Below are 14,095 nucleotides of genomic sequence, written 5' to 3' on the forward strand. Positions count from 1 at the left end.
ATCTCGCTCGGCGAAGACGGTGCTGTTTTCTTGCGCCGAGAATCCGGGATGGATTCGATCGCCGCACCGGAATCACCGGTAACCGGGTGGCTTCAGTGTGGAGGGAATTGGCCGCCGCGCGGCAGAGCCGGTCGTTACGCGGTCCGAGTGACGCGTACTGGCAGTACGCGTCAGGGCATCCCGGGCGTACAGTTTCGGACCATGGCACCTGAAGACAGTGACCTGGGAGGTTTCCTCCGCTCCCGCCGTGCTCGCGTGAATCCGACAAGCTTCGGCGGTGCGCCCGGCATCGGGCGGCGAGTACCCGGCCTCCGACGGGAAGAGGTGGCCGCGCTCGCCGGCATCAGCGTCGAGTACTACGCCCGCCTCGAACGCGGCCGGAAAGTGCGTGTCTCCGAGGCCGTACTGAGCGCCATCGCGCGCGCCCTCGACCTCAACGATCTCGAGGCCACGCACCTCCGCGACCTCGCGCACTCCCTGGCGAAGAGTCCGACGGCCGCCAGGGCTCAGGATCACCACGGCGATGCCGTACGCCCGGCGCTACAGGTGATCACCGACGCGCTCAGTCCGCTGCCGGCGTGGATCAGCAACTACCGCATGGACTTCCTTGCCGGGAACCGCGAAGCGCGCGCGATCTACGCGCCGCTGTTCACCAACCCCGAAGACAGGGGCAACCGGGCGCGCTTCATCTTCCTCAACCCGGCCGGTCGAGCCTTCGAGTGCCGATGGGAGCGTGTCGCCGACGAAACCGTGGGAGCGCTCCGGTGGTACGCCACACGTCATCCCGACGATCGCGAACTCTCCGAGCTCATCCTCGATCTCAACGTGCGCAGCTCGGAGTTCAGGTCTCGCTGGGACGATCACAACATCAGCCACCATCGCTCGGGCGACGTGCATGTGAACCCTCCGGCCATCGGCGACCTCAAGCTCCCCTACGAGCGCCTCGACGTCACACACGACCCGGGTCTGAGCCTGTTCATCCACGTGGTGGAAGCCGATTCGCTCCTCGCACAAAGGCTCGCCGCCGTGGTGGCCGACGGCTTCGGGGCACCCCCGCGCGTGTAGGTCGTCGACCTGAACCGAGTCGTCGTCGGTCGGCGTCGCCTTGGAGCGATGCGACCGCGGCTCGGCCACACCCGTCCGGCCTTGTGGACGGCCGACGGGACCTGTCAGGTTGGGGGCATGATCCTGTCGTTCGTGCGCGAGGGGCGAGCCGGTTCGGTGGAGGCGATCGTCGAGCGGGTCGACGATCCCGCCGCGATCGGACAGACCGCCGAGGCCAGGGACTTCCCGTGTCTGACCGCCCGCGTCGCCTACCCCGGTCGCGGCTACGACGGCATGCTCGGCTGGGTTCAACTCGTGCGCTCCACCGACGGCGCGGCGGGCGGCGCGGTGTTCGGGATGGACCCGTTCGTGCTCTTCCCCGATTCCCGTTCGCCCTACTGTTACTTCGGACTGGCCCCGACCCTGTTCGACTCCCCCGCCAGGCTCGATCGCGCGCCGATGTCCTGGCTCGCCCACACCTTCCTGGCCTGGACCCCGATCACCGAGACGATCGAACGCCACGTCGTCCCGCTCGCTGGCTTCGCCTGGGGATTCGACATCGACACCACCGGGGACATCGCGATCCACGGCCCCTCGCCCCTGCCCGACGCCGCCTGGACCGGCCACCTCGCATTCCTCCGCGCGCAACATCCCGCGTGGACCTTCGCCCCACAACCCACCACACAAACTCCGAATGTCCAACGACCCGGCGCTCGTACAGGCGCCTTCCCGGGGCCGCGAATAGTGCCGCGAATTCCGTGACCGACGGCGCAGGCGTTCGACGACCACCGGACGAATCCGTCGGCGTCCGGGCGCCCGGTTGTGCGGTGTCGGCGAAAGTCGCCCGGAGTCCGGGTCCGTTGGGGCGTTCGGCGGCGCTCCGGACTTCGGGCGACGTAGCGCGTCATCGAGTCGACGACGTACCCGAGCGCGCTAGCTGCACGGCTTGCCGATGGCGCGCGGCGGGCAGTCGGCGTAGTCGAGCAGGTGCAGCACCGCGCTCTTGTTCCGCGTGGTCTCGCGCGGGATCACCTCGTCGGGCGGATAGAAACCGCCCCCGCCGGAACGGGGGTACATCTCGAACGTGTAGGCGTATATTCGCTGGTCACCCCAGAGCCAGTCGTCGATCGTGCCGTCCGTGATGTAGAGGTCGGACGACTGCTCGGGTGTGTAGCCGTTGGTCGCGGCCATCGCCTGACCGATCGTGGCGAACGTGTTGTACTCGTCGAGCGACATGCCCGGTACGACGTTCGTGTAGGTCCAGCCGAACGGCCACAGCACCAGTTCGCTGTAGGTGTGGAAGTCGATCGCGGCCGTGATCTGCTGCTTGCCGCCGATCCTGCGTCCGCGCACCCAGTCGGCCATCGCCTTGACCTCGGGCGACGACTCGGCTCGCGGACCTCGATAGGTCTCACTCGACGGGACGGGCGAGGAACCGTTGCAGCAGCCGAACTTGTAGTTCCAGTTCCGGTTCAGGTCCGTGCCGACGTTGCTCGAACCGGCGTTGGGCTGACGGTTCTTGCGCCAACTGCGGTACGCGCCGGTGGCGATGTCGAACTCGCCGCCGTCGGGGTTGACGTCGGGCATGATCCAGATCTCGCGACTGTCCACGAGCGACTTGATCCGGGCGTCGTTCGCGTAGCCTTCGCTGAGCATCTTGACCAGGTAGAGCGCCATCTCGACGGTCAGGTGCTCACGGGCGTGCTGGTGGGCGGTGAAGAGCACTTCCGGCTCGTTCTCGTCCACGGTGGGGTTGTCGGAGATCTTCAGGACATACAGGTCGCGCCCCTGATAGCTGCGGCCGATCACCTGTTTGGTGATGATGTCCGGATGGTTCGCGACGGCCTTGTCCAGCTCGGTGACCATCTCGGCGTAGTTGTGGTAATTCGAATCGGACGGCGGGAAGTCGAACGCGTGCGCGTCCTGCTCCGGCGCGCGCGTCGACGACGAGTCGACGCGGAATCCGAGTGCCCTGATCCGGCGGACCTCGGACGGCGTCGCGGTGATCACGAGTCGACTGTCGTCGACGCCGTCGATCGAGGCGCCGGTGCCGGCGATGGCGGTGCGCTGCTCTGCCGTGCGCACTCCGACGACCTGGTATTCGGTCCCGGACTCGACCTTGTCCGTGCTCGAACTACCTTGCCCTACAGCCGTGTTCGAGGTGGCGCTCAACAGCACGACCGCGCCGGCGAGCGCGCCGGCCAGTGCCGACAGACGCCTTCTCCTGCCGTTCGATGTCCGTGTTCGTGTTCTCTTCACGCATGCCTCCTGAGGGCGGCGTCGGCATTCCCCGACACCGGAGGGGGTTTCCTCGCGTGCGGACGGCCGCCGCTTCGACGGGGGCCGGGCGGCAGCCGAGAGTGCGTCTCCGAACACCGGTGGGGCGTCACGGCCCGAGGGCACAGCCGAATCGACGTGGGGACGAGGACCCGGTGACATCGGCTGCCGGCGACACGGCCGGAAGCCGAACACGAACGCGCGACCGAAGGTCGGAGGGGACGAACGCGCGCTGTACGGGAAACCGCTTCCCGCGCCCGGCCCCGATCCCTCACGAACGCGTTTCGAAAGTCGAGGACCCGATCGACGCGGGAAGCCGTCGTTGCTGTGGCGGAGTTCCGGACTCGTCGCCCGACGCGGGCGGCGGAAGCCGGACAGGGTGTGCTGCGAGATCGACCGTCAGGCGGTCACGTCGCATTGTGTCCGATACGCGACACCCGGACAGCCATAAATCGAGCCGAACCCGCGACCGAGATCACCGGCGCCTGCGCAGGCGGCCCCGCTTACTCAGCGGTGGCAAAGCGGATGCGGACCGGCCATCCGAATCCATCCCGCGTGCCGTGCCCTGCGGGGATGTCGAGGCCGACGCCGCCCGACGTCACGCACCGCCACCGCCACACCGCACGCGCGCCCCCACGGCGCACCCGCCACACGGCGAAACCACGTGTCCGTTTCCCACCGGCCGAACGCGTGTCCGGCACGCACTGTGGACTCCGCATCACCGAATGAGGCCGCCAAGCCGTGCGCTGCGCGCTCGACCGGGAGACAGAGCCACCGCTTTTAGCGGCCGAGGGAGGACCCGGACCCGCAACGGCACCGTCGGCCCCCGCGCCTTTGCGGGCCGGTGGCAGCAATGGCGATCCGCACCTGGCCGGGCAGAGGCGAGGTCGGGCGGTTTGCCCGAATCGGCCGGGTGCACCACGCTGGTCTCGGGCACGAGGGCTACCTGCGAGTCCGGATCGCGTACCGATGAGTTTCCCGCGCCGCGCCCGTCCACGCCCCGGACACCCACGAACGGAAGGCTGCGCCGTGCGAAAACTGATCTACGGCATGAACCTGACCCTGGACGGCTACATCGCCGCGGCCGGGAACGACATCGGCTGGAGCGGACCGCCGAGCGACGAGTTGTTCCAGTGGTGGCTCGACCACGAGCAGGCGAGTGACCTGTCGCTGTACGGGCGCAAGCTGTGGGAGACGATGAGCTCCTACTGGCCGACCGGCGACCAGCAGCCGGGCGCCACCCCGGCGGAGATCGAGTTCGCGCGGAACTGGCGGGACACGCCGAAGGTGGTGTTCTCCTCGACGATCCAAAAGGTCGACTGGAACACCCGCCTGGTCACCGGCGACGCGATCGCCGAGATCACCCGGCTCAGGGCCGAGGACGGCGGCCCGATGACCATCGGCGGCGCAACGCTCGCCGGGGCGGCCATGCGGGCCGGGCTGATCGACGAGTACGTGATCGCCGCCCATCCGATCCTGGTGGGCGGCGGCACGCCGTTCTTCACCGCGCTGGACAGCTGGGTGAACCTGAAGCTGGTGGAGACGCGAACGCTACCCGACGGCGTGATTTTGACCAGGTACGAGACGAGGCGCTGAGCAGCACGCCCCACACGCTTGTCTTGTCACGATGCAGACGGCGAGCGAAACGGGCGCGAGCCGGACGGTTGCCATGTCGCTTGAGAACACGAGTTCCGCCGTTCTCCAACGACATGGCTTGTGCGGACAAGGGCCGTTGAGATGTCCGAGCGCGAGAAATCGGATGAGGGTGTGCCCACCACCGGTATACGGTTTGGCCGTCCGGGACCGGTATCCACCGGATGCCCGGGAGCGATTCTCCAGTGAACGCGGGTCGGACGGAGGTCGGGTTGAGTCGGCGCAGGTACGTGGCGCGAGGGGTGCCCGGCGGCTATCGGATCCGGGACAACAGGGCGCGCCGGTGGTGGGGCGACCTGTACGAGCTGTGTCCCGACGAGCTCGTGGTCGCGTTGAACGCTCAAGCGACCCCGGAAACGATCACAACGCTGATGAAGCGCTACCGAGCGCAGAAGCGGTAGCCCACGGAACCCGAGTCGTAGCCACTTCGCGGCGTCGGGTGCCGCCGCCGACAGGATCGGTGCCTGCCCCGACGCCGCCCGATACCCGCCGGCCTCAGGACGTCCCCTCCAGGCGGCGGCGGTCCTCGGCGGTCCACTTGCGGGTGTCCCTCGGACGGACGTACGGTTCCCGGTCCTCGGGAAGCCCGCCGGCGATCGCGCGTCGCCGGGCGAGTTCGGCGTCGAACTCGAGGCCGAGCAGGACCGCGAGATTGGTGATCCACAACCACACCAGGAAGATGATCACGCCCGCGAGCGTTCCGTACGTCTTGTTGTAGGAGGCGAAGTTCGCGACGTAGAAGGCGAAGCCGGCGGAGGCGAGCATCCAGATCGCCAGGGCCACGAGGCTGCCGGGAGTTACCCACATGAAGCCACGACCGGCGGCATTGGGCGCGGCCCAGTACAGGATCGCGATCATCATCGTCACGACCACCACCAGGATCGGCCACTTCACGATCGACCACACCGTCAGCGCGCCGTCGCCGACGCCCAGCGCGGTACCCACGTGCCGGGCAAGAGCACCGGTGAAGACCACGATCAGCGCACTCGCACACGCCAACAACATCAGTGCGACGGTCAGGCCGAGCCGCAGCGGAAGGATCTTCCACACCGGCCGGCCCTCGGGCATGTCGTAGACGGCGTTGGAGGCGCGGATGAACGCGGCGACATAGCCGGACGCGGACCACACGGCGATCACCAGACCCACCACCGCCAGCAGCGAACCCAGGCCGCCGTCGTTGCGCAACTGCCGCACCGCGTCGCTGATCACGTCACGTACCGAACTCGGCGCCCAGGTGTGCAGATTGTCCAGCACCTGCTCGGTGGCGGACTCACCGGCGACACCCAGGAGGGAGATCATCACCAGCAGGCCGGGGAACAGCGCCATGACGCTGTAGTAGGTCAAGGCCGCAGCCCGGTCCGAGAGTTCGTCGTCCCTGAATTCCTTGACCGTACCGCGCAGCACCGCCCACCAGGCGCGTTTGGACAACTCGGTGGGCTCGGCGGGCTCTCGTTCCTCGACCTGCTCGGAGGGACCCACCTCGATCGCACGATCGGCGTCGTCCCCTTGGCGTCCGTGTCGCGATGCGCGTGTCATATCCGACGGATTTCCGCCCGGGCCCACCTCATGCCGGCTTCGACGCCCCATCCTGTCGGAACGAAGCCGATAGGGGCGCCCCCCATCGGCCTTCGGCCAGGGGCGCGGGCAAGGTGCCCCATCCCCGAGTCGTTCCTCGCCCACATCCGCCCGGCGGGCGCCGGCGGCCGGTCGCCGTCGACGGCCCGACGCGCGATCACCCAGGAGACGTCACATGTCACGCAGGATCGTACGGTTCGGTGGCCGTGACCTCGGCCACCGGCGCCGCCACGAGCAGCTCCGCGGTCAAATCCCCGGTCCGTGCGGCCGGGCCGAGTGAACGTGCCGTGACGGAGCGGGCGACGGCCACGGCGCGCCGCCCTCGCCCTCGGGACAGCACGTTCCCGTGGTAGAAAAATCCACCCGGGTCACCCGGCCCCGTTCATGCATGATGACCGGATGAACCATAGCGACGACCAGCGCTTCCACGTCATCGTCTTGTCGAACTTCGCGAAGGGCTTCGACAAGTACGCGTTCGCCTACGGCAAGGCGGGAATTCCGGAGAGTACTCATCCCGACCGATTCCACCTGCTGACCCGTACGGAGTTGGGGATCGGCATCGGCAAGGCACGACGCCTGCTGGACCGTCTGGCCATTCCGGGCGATCGGCTGCTGGTGCTGGAAACCACGGTGGACCCCGACACGTTGGTACCCAACGTGTCGACCGGCCTCGGCATGGAACTGCACGAGGCCCGCATCCGGTTGTCGGCGGTTCACGAACTCGACCAGGCGGGCGACGAGTTCACCCTGCGTGCGACAACCGTCGAGGATGCGATGGCGGCCTCCCTGCACCTGCACGGTTCGGCACTGCGTCGCTACGCCGACATACGACCGCGCTCGGTTTCGTTTCTGCCGGTCGCATCCGCCTGCCAAGCCCGGTGTTCGTTCTGCTTCTCCTCGGCTTCGATCTCCAGCGATCAGCCGCCGGCACGGGTTCCGTGGGACGCGGTCGAGTACTGGCTGGAGCGCGCCCGTACGGCGGGCGCCGAGCGTGCCGTGATCACCGGCGGTGGGGAGCCCACGCTCATACCGTTCGAACAGCAGCTGCGACTGATATCCGCCTGCTCGGCGGCCTTCCCCAAGGTGGTCCTGATCACCAACGCACACACCCTGGCGAAGGGCCCGCACGCCGACCGGGCCGACCGTCTCGCGGCCCTGAGCGCGGCGGGTCTGAGCGTGTTGGCGGTCTCCCGACACCATCAGGACGACACCGTCAACGAGCGGCTGATGATGCTACGTACGCCGGTGAGCTCCGTGATCGACACCTGGCGCGAGGGACGCGACCGATGGCCGGGCCTGCGGATGAGGCTGATCTGCGTGCTCCAACACGGCGGCGTCGCCGACGAGGCCGACGTCGCCGACTACCTTTCGTGGGCCGCGGCTCTCGGTGTCGACGAAGTCTGCTTCAAGGAACTCTACGTATCCACCAGCACCGAGTCGCTCTACTTCGACCGCGCCGCCAACCTCTGGAGCCGAGAGCACCAGGTTTCGCTGTCCGTCGTCACCCGGTTCGCCGAGCGGCACGGCCTCGAACCGGCGAGCCGCCTGCCCTGGGGTGCGCCGGTCTACCACGGCAGCTGGGACGGACGGCCGATGCGGATCGCCGCGTACACCGAACCCAGCCTGCTCTGGGAACGCAGCAACGGGATCGCCCGCAGTTGGAACGTCATGGCCGACGGACGCTGCTACGCCTCCCTGGAGGACCGGGCCGGCGAGATCGTGGCGGAAGGTGCGACGGCATGAGGTTCGACGTGTTCCAGGAATTCCGGCAGCGGCAACTCCGGTCGGCCTCACCGCTGTTGGACGCCGCCGAGACCAACGTGTACCGAGCGCTCGCTCCGCTGCGACCGGAAGCGCCGACCGACACGCGTACGGTGCACCGGTGCGATCTCGCCCGTGCCTGGCTGCGGCGCTTCGAGCTGCCGGAGGAGTGGTCCCGCCACGCCATGGTCTGTCGAGGGGTCCGGCACGGGCTCGGTGTGGTGTTCCACCGGCTGCGCGCCGTGCACGCGCGGTTGTGGCTGCCCGGCGACGTGTATCCGGTCTACTTCGACCTGGCCCGCGCCGCAGGGCTTACGCCGGCGTCCTACCCGACGCTACCGGCACCGGTCCTGCCGGAGTCGCCGGCGGACGACCGGCCCGAATACCTACTGCTCGCCAACCCCAGCAAGCCGCTGGGCCGATACCTGTCCGATGCCGAGTGCGCCGCGGTGATCTCGTGGTTGCAGGTGTCACCACGCCGCCGACTGCTGATCGACAGCGTCTACGACCTGGGCGCCCCGTTCGCCGCCGGTACACGGCGATTGCTGGACACCGGTCGTGCGGTCCTGCTGCATTCGGTCACCAAGGGATGGTTGTGGCCGCGGACGTTCGGCGTGGTCCTGCTGGGCCCGGGGCACGCCGACTCGGCCGAAGCCGCCGAGGCGTTCCGGGCGGATCCGCCGACGCCGGCACAGCTGAGGCTCGCCGACCGTTTGCTGATCGAGCACGGTGACGTACCCCGGCTCGTCGTCGACGAACTGGCCGCACGCGCCGAGCGGTTGTTCGCACGGCTGCCGGACGAGGTGCTCGGGGCGATTCCCCCGGCGAGCCGGACCTGTCCCGGCAACTACTTCTTCCCGGTCGACATGCCGGCGGAGAGGCTTCGGCGCGAGTACGGCGTGCTCGCCGTGCCGGTCGGCGTGTTCGGGGAGAGCGGTTGGTCCGGCTCCGTCCTGACCAGCCTTGCGGACACGTTCGGCCCGACGCCGGCGGGGACACGATGAAACCATCGGTGGACCTGGCCGTATACGAGGACGCGGATGCCGGCATCACGTTCCGGGCGCCGGGCGAGGCGGTGTGTCGTCGTCAGCCGTTGCGGTCGAGGTACTCGAGGAAGATGGACACGTAGGTGCGGTCGGTGACCTGTGAGCAGCCGAACGTGGCTGTCGCGGCGTCGACTTCGGCCTGGTGGAATCGCTGCCACCCGGGGCTCCGGGCCGCCTGCGCCGCCAATCGATCCTGCGGCAACGCCGGGCCGCCACCCCGGACATCCGTCATCACCGACGTATAGTCCTTGCGCAGGGCGTCGATCAGCGAGAGACGGGATTCGGCGGGATGCCCGGCCGCCGCCGCACATGCCCTCCACTCCCCCAGCGCGGATCGATAGCGCGGATCGTGTTGCACGGCGTCGTCGATCCGCGCCCATTCGGCGTTGGCCTGCGCGATGCCGTACTCCCTGTTCGTCGTGCGCTGCGCGTGATCGAAACACCCCGACAGGCGGGCGTCGTAGGTCTTGAGGTCGGCGGTGGACAGGGACTTCAGGTACGCGTCGTCCGCCGTGGCCGGGGCGAAATGCGGGAAGACCGAGATGCCGAAGCCGCGTTCTCGCGCGTAGTCCGAACTCGAGAAGTCGGACGCGTCCTCGACGTCGACCACGCTGCGCGGGTCCTTGGGCGTGTACCGCAGGTGGTGTGAGGCCATGCAGGCGGAGGTCAGCGCCTCCGTGCGGGCGGCGACCTCCACATCGAACCGGGCGGACTCCGACTGATCGAAGGCGTGCGCCAGGATCAGTACGAAGCGGCGGGTCTCGGCCTTCGCCTGTGCGCTCTGGCCGGGATCGTCCGACGGTCGCAGGACGAAACCCGCCACGACCATGGCGACCACGCTCGCGGCTGCGGCCACCGGAAGAACTGTGCGTATGCCGGGCATTGTTCCCGTCCTCGCCTTCCGAAGAGGATGTGCCCCGGTGCGGTCCGCGCGGGACATGCACCGGGGCGTCCGCTGATGCGCTCACGTGCTCATGCGCTCACGTGAGCACGTGCTCACGTGCGTTTCACCAGTTGCCCAGGTCGACGGCCACCTGGTCGTAACCGCGGTTGTAGGTGCCGTTTCCGGAGCAGTCGTAGTGCGAGGAGTTCGTACCGTTGCGGGCGACGATCGAGGACTCGTACCAGTTCCCGGTACCGTTGCCCCGGAGGCAGTGGGCCATGTCCTTGCCGCCGAGCCCGCCGCTGACCCACACGAACGACTGCTGGTAACGCTGGTAGCGGCTGTCCCAGTTGTTGGTGGTGAACTGGTATTGCCCGGTCCTGCCCTCGACGTCGTAGGAATTGTGTTCGTCGATGCTGTTGGCGTAGATCACCTTCGCCTCCGCGGTGCCCGCGGTGACGCCGATGGTGGCGCAGGATACGGCGAGCGCCAGCACGCCGAGAAACTTCCGGTTACGAGACATGGCTGATCGGTGCTCCTTGTGTGATGTCGGACTGCCGATGGGACCTGGTGCGGTGTGCACCCCCGCGCCTTGTGGGGCACCGGATTTGCGACGTCGGTCGGAAGGATCGCCGTCTTCCCGAGCGCGCCGGTACCGTGGCATCGAACGCGGGCGGGGACCGTGCGGGGGCGGGGGCGGACGTGGAAGTGGACACGTGCGGGGCGGAGCTGCGTGGCCGGCCGTGCCGTGCGTCGGGGCGACCGCCTGCCGAGGCACGGCGGCCGAACCGCGGTGGCGAGCCCGCCTACAGGCCGTACTCGATGGCGGTGGCGGCGATCGTGTGGGCGGACCCGTGCTCGATCGTCGCCGCTCTCGGAGAGGCGGTGGCGCAGGCCACGGCCACGACGACGGCGAGGATGGCGCGCACGATCCATCGACGAGGATTCATGACTGTCCTTCCGTTGCCGGCGGCACGATCACGTCGACACCGGGTGGGTATCGGCCGTGCCGCCTTCGAGAGAGCCCGTTCGAAAAGATGGTGCGCCGCCGGCCGCGGTGGTGCCCAACGATTCGACAGCTGTCGACACTTGCCCCTCGACGACCCGGAGAGGTGTCATGATTCGTATCGATCTGTCGGCGGACGCCCTGGCGCGCAGCCGCTTCGCCATCTCGCCCGTCACCGTCACCGCCGACCTGCTCATGGCCCTGCACGAGTACCCGGCAGGTGTGCCACGCGGGATCCGGGAGCGGGCCGTTGCGGCGCTGACCGGGGGCGGGTTCGGGACGCTCGCCACGCTCGGGGCCCCGGGTGCGCACGGCTATTGTCCGGACTTCCTGCGTCCGCTGCCGGCGGCGCACATCGGCGATCTGGACGAGGAGTTGCACGCGATCACCGCCACCGGAACCGATCGGATCCGGCATGAGATCGCCATCATCTCCGGTGGGGGGAAGTTACCGGGCAAGCTCGCCCGCGCGACGGAGCAGGGCGAAGCGGACCTGATGCAGACCGCCGCGGATCAGCTCGCCCGGCTGTTCCGGATCGTCCTTGCACCCGACTGGCCGCGCATCCGCGACCGTCTGGAGGCCGACATCGCCTCCCGGGCACGTGCGGCGGCAGGTGCGGGACTCGTGGCCGCGATCGACAATCTCGACGCGTGTGTGCTCTGGAACGGCGGTGGGATCGACATCGGGTTGCGGTATCCGCATCCGCGTGGGGCCCGTCTCGCCGAGCCGCGCCTGATCTTCCAACCCTCACCGTGGTTCCACCGCACGCGGTTCGCCATCGACCCCCCGGGATCTCCCGATCGACGCAGCCCGATCATTCACTATCCGGCCCTGCCCGATCGCCGCACGGGGCGCGACCAGCGGGGCCGCAAGCCGGCCGCGACCGGACTCGGCGAGGTGATGGGGGAAACGCGTGCGCTGATCCTGGCCGAGACGACCGGCGGTGCCACGACCGCGGAGGTCGCCGTCCGGCTGGGCGTGGCGCGCTCGACCGCGTCGCATCACCTGCAACTGCTGTATCGCGCGGGGTTGGTCGATCGACGGCGTGACGGCAAGCACGTGGTGTACCGGCGGGAGAGGCTGACGGCGATCGACGAGTGACGGCCGAGGAGATGCGGCTCGGGGCCCGCGAGCGGTACCAACCGGCCATCCTGCTCGACCGCGGCCCGCCGTTCCCGGGGTGGGCCGGTGGACGGTCGGCCCATCCACCGAGGCGGTTCATAGCCGGCACTGAGCGCTTCACTCTGAATGGTGGGGGTGCGCATTGCTCGCCGGGTGGTGGGCGGCGCGGCGGAGGAGGCGCGGGCCGGGTCGTGCTCGTCCGTGGGGCGGCGGTGCGGCTGCGGCTACCCTGCGGGAATGCCGTACGAACTCAGCGCCGTCGTCGGGAGTTTCGACCTGCTCAGGAACCGGACCGCCGGGATCGGGGAAGCGGTTGTCGCCCCGCTCCGACGGCGGTTGGGGCTGATGCCCGTCACCGAACGACTCTTCGAGGAGCCGGCCGACCCCGCCGGTCGGGACGGTGCCGGGCGCGGTCGACCACGCGCGGTGATGTCCGCGGTTCTTGAGCAGACCCTGGGCCACTGGTCGCGTGGCGGGCCGATCGCGTGCGTGGAGGCGGACTTCCACGGAGGAGACGGATACCAGATTGCCGCGGTGTGGCGAAACGGCGCGAGGGTGTGGGGTCCGGTCCATGCCCGGGACTTCACCGGTCCACGGGAGGACTGGCCGATCAACGCCGCGCTCGCGCTGCTCGATGTCGTTCCGGCCGGCATCGGGGGTGCGGATCACCACGACCTGTTCCTGGAAGTGGGGCTCGGTCGGGAGCAGGACACACACGGCTGGCAGTCGGCCGGACGGGCCGCGCAATGGGCGGCGACCTACGACGAGTGGCATCGGGCGCGGTCGGCGGAGGATGAGAGAACGGCGCTCGCCGCAGCGGAGTTCGAGAAATCCAGGAGACTCCCGAACGTCCCGGTGGCTCTGGACGGCAAGGCGATCATGGCACTGCTCGGCATACCTCCGGGCCCACTGATCGGTGCGGCCACTCGTCATCTACAGGATCTGCATCTCGAACACGGCCCCCTGTCACACGAAGAGGCCGCAACCCGGCTGCGAACCTGGGCCGCGAAACAGGACACGCGGCGGCCCGGCCGGTGATCCGCCTCGCTACAGACCGTTCCCCGACGAGCCGGGGCGCCGGCGGCCGACGATCTCGGCCGCCTCGGACGCCGGTTCCACGTTCCGCCGCCGCGACCCGTCTCGGTTGATGTCGACCGTGGTCACGGCGACAACGTAGGCGCGGCCCGGGCCGCGCCGGCATCTCGCGGCACGCGACATCGCCCCCGATTGGGTTAATGTCATAGTTCGTGCCGTTATGTCTGATGTGATCGTGCTTCGAGATTCGAGCACGAACCTTGGGAGAGAACATGCGTATTCGTACTGTCGCCGCGGCCGTCGTCCTGACCGGGATCACCGCGATCTTCGGGGCCGGCACCGCCCAGGCCGACGCCTTCGGCGGCCAGGAGTCCGCGACCATCGTCGCGTTCGGCGAAGGTCATCACGGTCAGGGCGAATTCTTCCTGGTCGGCGACGCCGACCGCGCCTTCGGCTTCGCGGGCTAACCGAGCAACACCCCCGGGGCCGACCTCGGTCCGCCCGAACGTCGCCCCGGGGCACCTCGGCCGTGCGGCGGTACGGCGCACCCCCGTCGCCGGGGTTGCGCCGTACCGCATCGGCGCGCCGCCGTCGGGCCTGTTTCGGGTGAATCTCGGACACCGGGCCCGGATCGGTGCCAGGGTGGCCGGGTGCCCGGTTGTGGGGTCCACACATTCGCCAAGCGGCGTGCCG

14 protein-coding genes are annotated in these 14,095 nt (G+C 69.0%); 9 read left to right on the forward strand and 5 right to left on the reverse strand.

What is annotated here, in order from left to right:
• Positions 1-201: 201 nt before the first annotated feature.
• Entirely contained in the window at positions 202-1,065 is an 864-nt protein-coding gene (locus ACFXKZ_RS43160; RefSeq protein ID WP_380010538.1) for a helix-turn-helix domain-containing protein, read from the forward strand.
• A 117-nt stretch (positions 1,066-1,182) separates the two neighbouring features.
• Entirely contained in the window at positions 1,183-1,806 is a 624-nt protein-coding gene (locus tag ACFXKZ_RS43165) for a hypothetical protein (protein WP_380010541.1), read from the forward strand.
• 171 nt (positions 1,807-1,977) lie between these two features.
• On the opposite strand, the gene ACFXKZ_RS43170 is transcribed toward ACFXKZ_RS43165, so the two are convergent.
• Entirely contained in the window at positions 1,978-3,303 is a 1,326-nt protein-coding gene (locus ACFXKZ_RS43170) for a M14 family metallopeptidase (protein WP_380010544.1), read from the reverse strand.
• A 1,047-nt stretch (positions 3,304-4,350) separates the two neighbouring features.
• Between ACFXKZ_RS43170 and ACFXKZ_RS43175 the strand changes: the two genes are divergently transcribed.
• On the forward strand, positions 4,351-4,917 hold the full coding sequence (locus ACFXKZ_RS43175; protein WP_380010547.1) for a dihydrofolate reductase family protein: 567 nt from the start codon (positions 4,351-4,353) through the stop codon (positions 4,915-4,917).
• A gap of 269 nt (positions 4,918-5,186) precedes the next feature.
• Entirely contained in the window at positions 5,187-5,375 is a 189-nt protein-coding gene (locus tag ACFXKZ_RS43180) for a hypothetical protein (protein WP_380010550.1), read from the forward strand.
• Positions 5,376-5,469: 94 nt separating this feature from the next.
• Here the strand turns inward: ACFXKZ_RS43180 and ACFXKZ_RS43185 are convergent, their stop codons facing one another.
• Positions 5,470-6,510: a YihY/virulence factor BrkB family protein gene (locus tag ACFXKZ_RS43185; protein WP_380010553.1), complete on the reverse strand. Its 1,041-nt coding sequence runs from the start codon at positions 6,508-6,510 to the stop codon at positions 5,470-5,472.
• A 438-nt stretch (positions 6,511-6,948) separates the two neighbouring features.
• Here ACFXKZ_RS43185 and ACFXKZ_RS43190 point away from each other — a divergent pair, with 438 nt between their 5' ends.
• Both ACFXKZ_RS43190 and ACFXKZ_RS43195 read left to right on the forward strand, forming a co-directional pair.
• Positions 6,949-8,292, forward strand: a complete 1,344-nt coding sequence (locus ACFXKZ_RS43190; RefSeq protein ID WP_380010556.1) for a radical SAM protein — start codon at positions 6,949-6,951, stop codon at positions 8,290-8,292.
• Entirely contained in the window at positions 8,289-9,314 is a 1,026-nt protein-coding gene (locus ACFXKZ_RS43195; RefSeq protein WP_380010559.1) for an aspartate aminotransferase, read from the forward strand. The genes ACFXKZ_RS43190 and ACFXKZ_RS43195 overlap by 4 nt, the downstream gene beginning before the upstream one ends.
• 82 nt (positions 9,315-9,396) lie before the next feature.
• Here the strand turns inward: ACFXKZ_RS43195 and ACFXKZ_RS43200 are convergent, their stop codons facing one another.
• The 3 genes from ACFXKZ_RS43200 to ACFXKZ_RS43210 form a co-directional block, all read right to left on the reverse strand.
• On the reverse strand, positions 9,397-10,212 hold the full coding sequence (locus ACFXKZ_RS43200) for a hypothetical protein (RefSeq protein WP_380010562.1): 816 nt from the start codon (positions 10,210-10,212) through the stop codon (positions 9,397-9,399).
• A 151-nt stretch (positions 10,213-10,363) separates the two neighbouring features.
• Complete coding sequence (locus ACFXKZ_RS43205) at positions 10,364-10,762, reverse strand: hypothetical protein (RefSeq protein ID WP_380010565.1); 399 nt, start codon at positions 10,760-10,762, stop codon at positions 10,364-10,366.
• 283 nt (positions 10,763-11,045) lie between these two features.
• Positions 11,046-11,189, reverse strand: coding sequence for a hypothetical protein (locus ACFXKZ_RS43210; protein ID WP_380010568.1), 144 nt, complete (start codon positions 11,187-11,189; stop codon positions 11,046-11,048).
• Between the two features lie 167 nt (positions 11,190-11,356).
• On the opposite strand from ACFXKZ_RS43210, the gene ACFXKZ_RS43215 reads away from it, so the two are divergent.
• From ACFXKZ_RS43215 to ACFXKZ_RS43225, 3 genes are all read left to right on the forward strand, one after another.
• Positions 11,357-12,346 (forward strand): ArsR/SmtB family transcription factor, encoded by a 990-nt coding sequence (locus ACFXKZ_RS43215; protein ID WP_380010571.1) that lies wholly within the window; start codon positions 11,357-11,359, stop codon positions 12,344-12,346.
• 258 nt (positions 12,347-12,604) lie between these two features.
• Entirely contained in the window at positions 12,605-13,405 is an 801-nt protein-coding gene (locus ACFXKZ_RS43220; RefSeq protein WP_380010574.1) for a hypothetical protein, read from the forward strand.
• A 269-nt stretch (positions 13,406-13,674) separates the two neighbouring features.
• Entirely contained in the window at positions 13,675-13,869 is a 195-nt protein-coding gene (locus tag ACFXKZ_RS43225) for a hypothetical protein (RefSeq protein ID WP_380010577.1), read from the forward strand.
• The last annotated feature ends 226 nt before the right edge of the window (positions 13,870-14,095 follow it).

Origin of the sequence: Embleya sp. NPDC059237 (assembly GCF_042754105.1) — a bacterium.
Taxonomy (GTDB): Bacteria; Actinomycetota; Actinomycetes; order Streptomycetales; family Streptomycetaceae; genus Embleya.

Coding starts and splice junctions, on each gene's coding strand:
- ACFXKZ_RS43195 (WP_380010559.1), top strand. CDS start 8,289: ATGAGGTTCGACGTGTTCCAGGAATTCCGGCAGCGGCAACTCCGGTCG.
- ACFXKZ_RS43160 (WP_380010538.1), top strand. CDS start 202: ATGGCACCTGAAGACAGTGACCTGGGAGGTTTCCTCCGCTCCCGCCGT.
- ACFXKZ_RS43215 (WP_380010571.1), top strand. CDS start 11,357: ATGATTCGTATCGATCTGTCGGCGGACGCCCTGGCGCGCAGCCGCTTC.
- ACFXKZ_RS43225 (WP_380010577.1), top strand. CDS start 13,675: ATGCGTATTCGTACTGTCGCCGCGGCCGTCGTCCTGACCGGGATCACC.
- ACFXKZ_RS43205 (WP_380010565.1), bottom strand. CDS start 10,762: ATGTCTCGTAACCGGAAGTTTCTCGGCGTGCTGGCGCTCGCCGTATCC.
- ACFXKZ_RS43220 (WP_380010574.1), top strand. CDS start 12,605: ATGCCGTACGAACTCAGCGCCGTCGTCGGGAGTTTCGACCTGCTCAGG.
- ACFXKZ_RS43210 (WP_380010568.1), bottom strand. CDS start 11,189: ATGAATCCTCGTCGATGGATCGTGCGCGCCATCCTCGCCGTCGTCGTG.
- ACFXKZ_RS43190 (WP_380010556.1), top strand. CDS start 6,949: ATGAACCATAGCGACGACCAGCGCTTCCACGTCATCGTCTTGTCGAAC.
- ACFXKZ_RS43185 (WP_380010553.1), bottom strand. CDS start 6,510: ATGACACGCGCATCGCGACACGGACGCCAAGGGGACGACGCCGATCGT.
- ACFXKZ_RS43165 (WP_380010541.1), top strand. CDS start 1,183: ATGATCCTGTCGTTCGTGCGCGAGGGGCGAGCCGGTTCGGTGGAGGCG.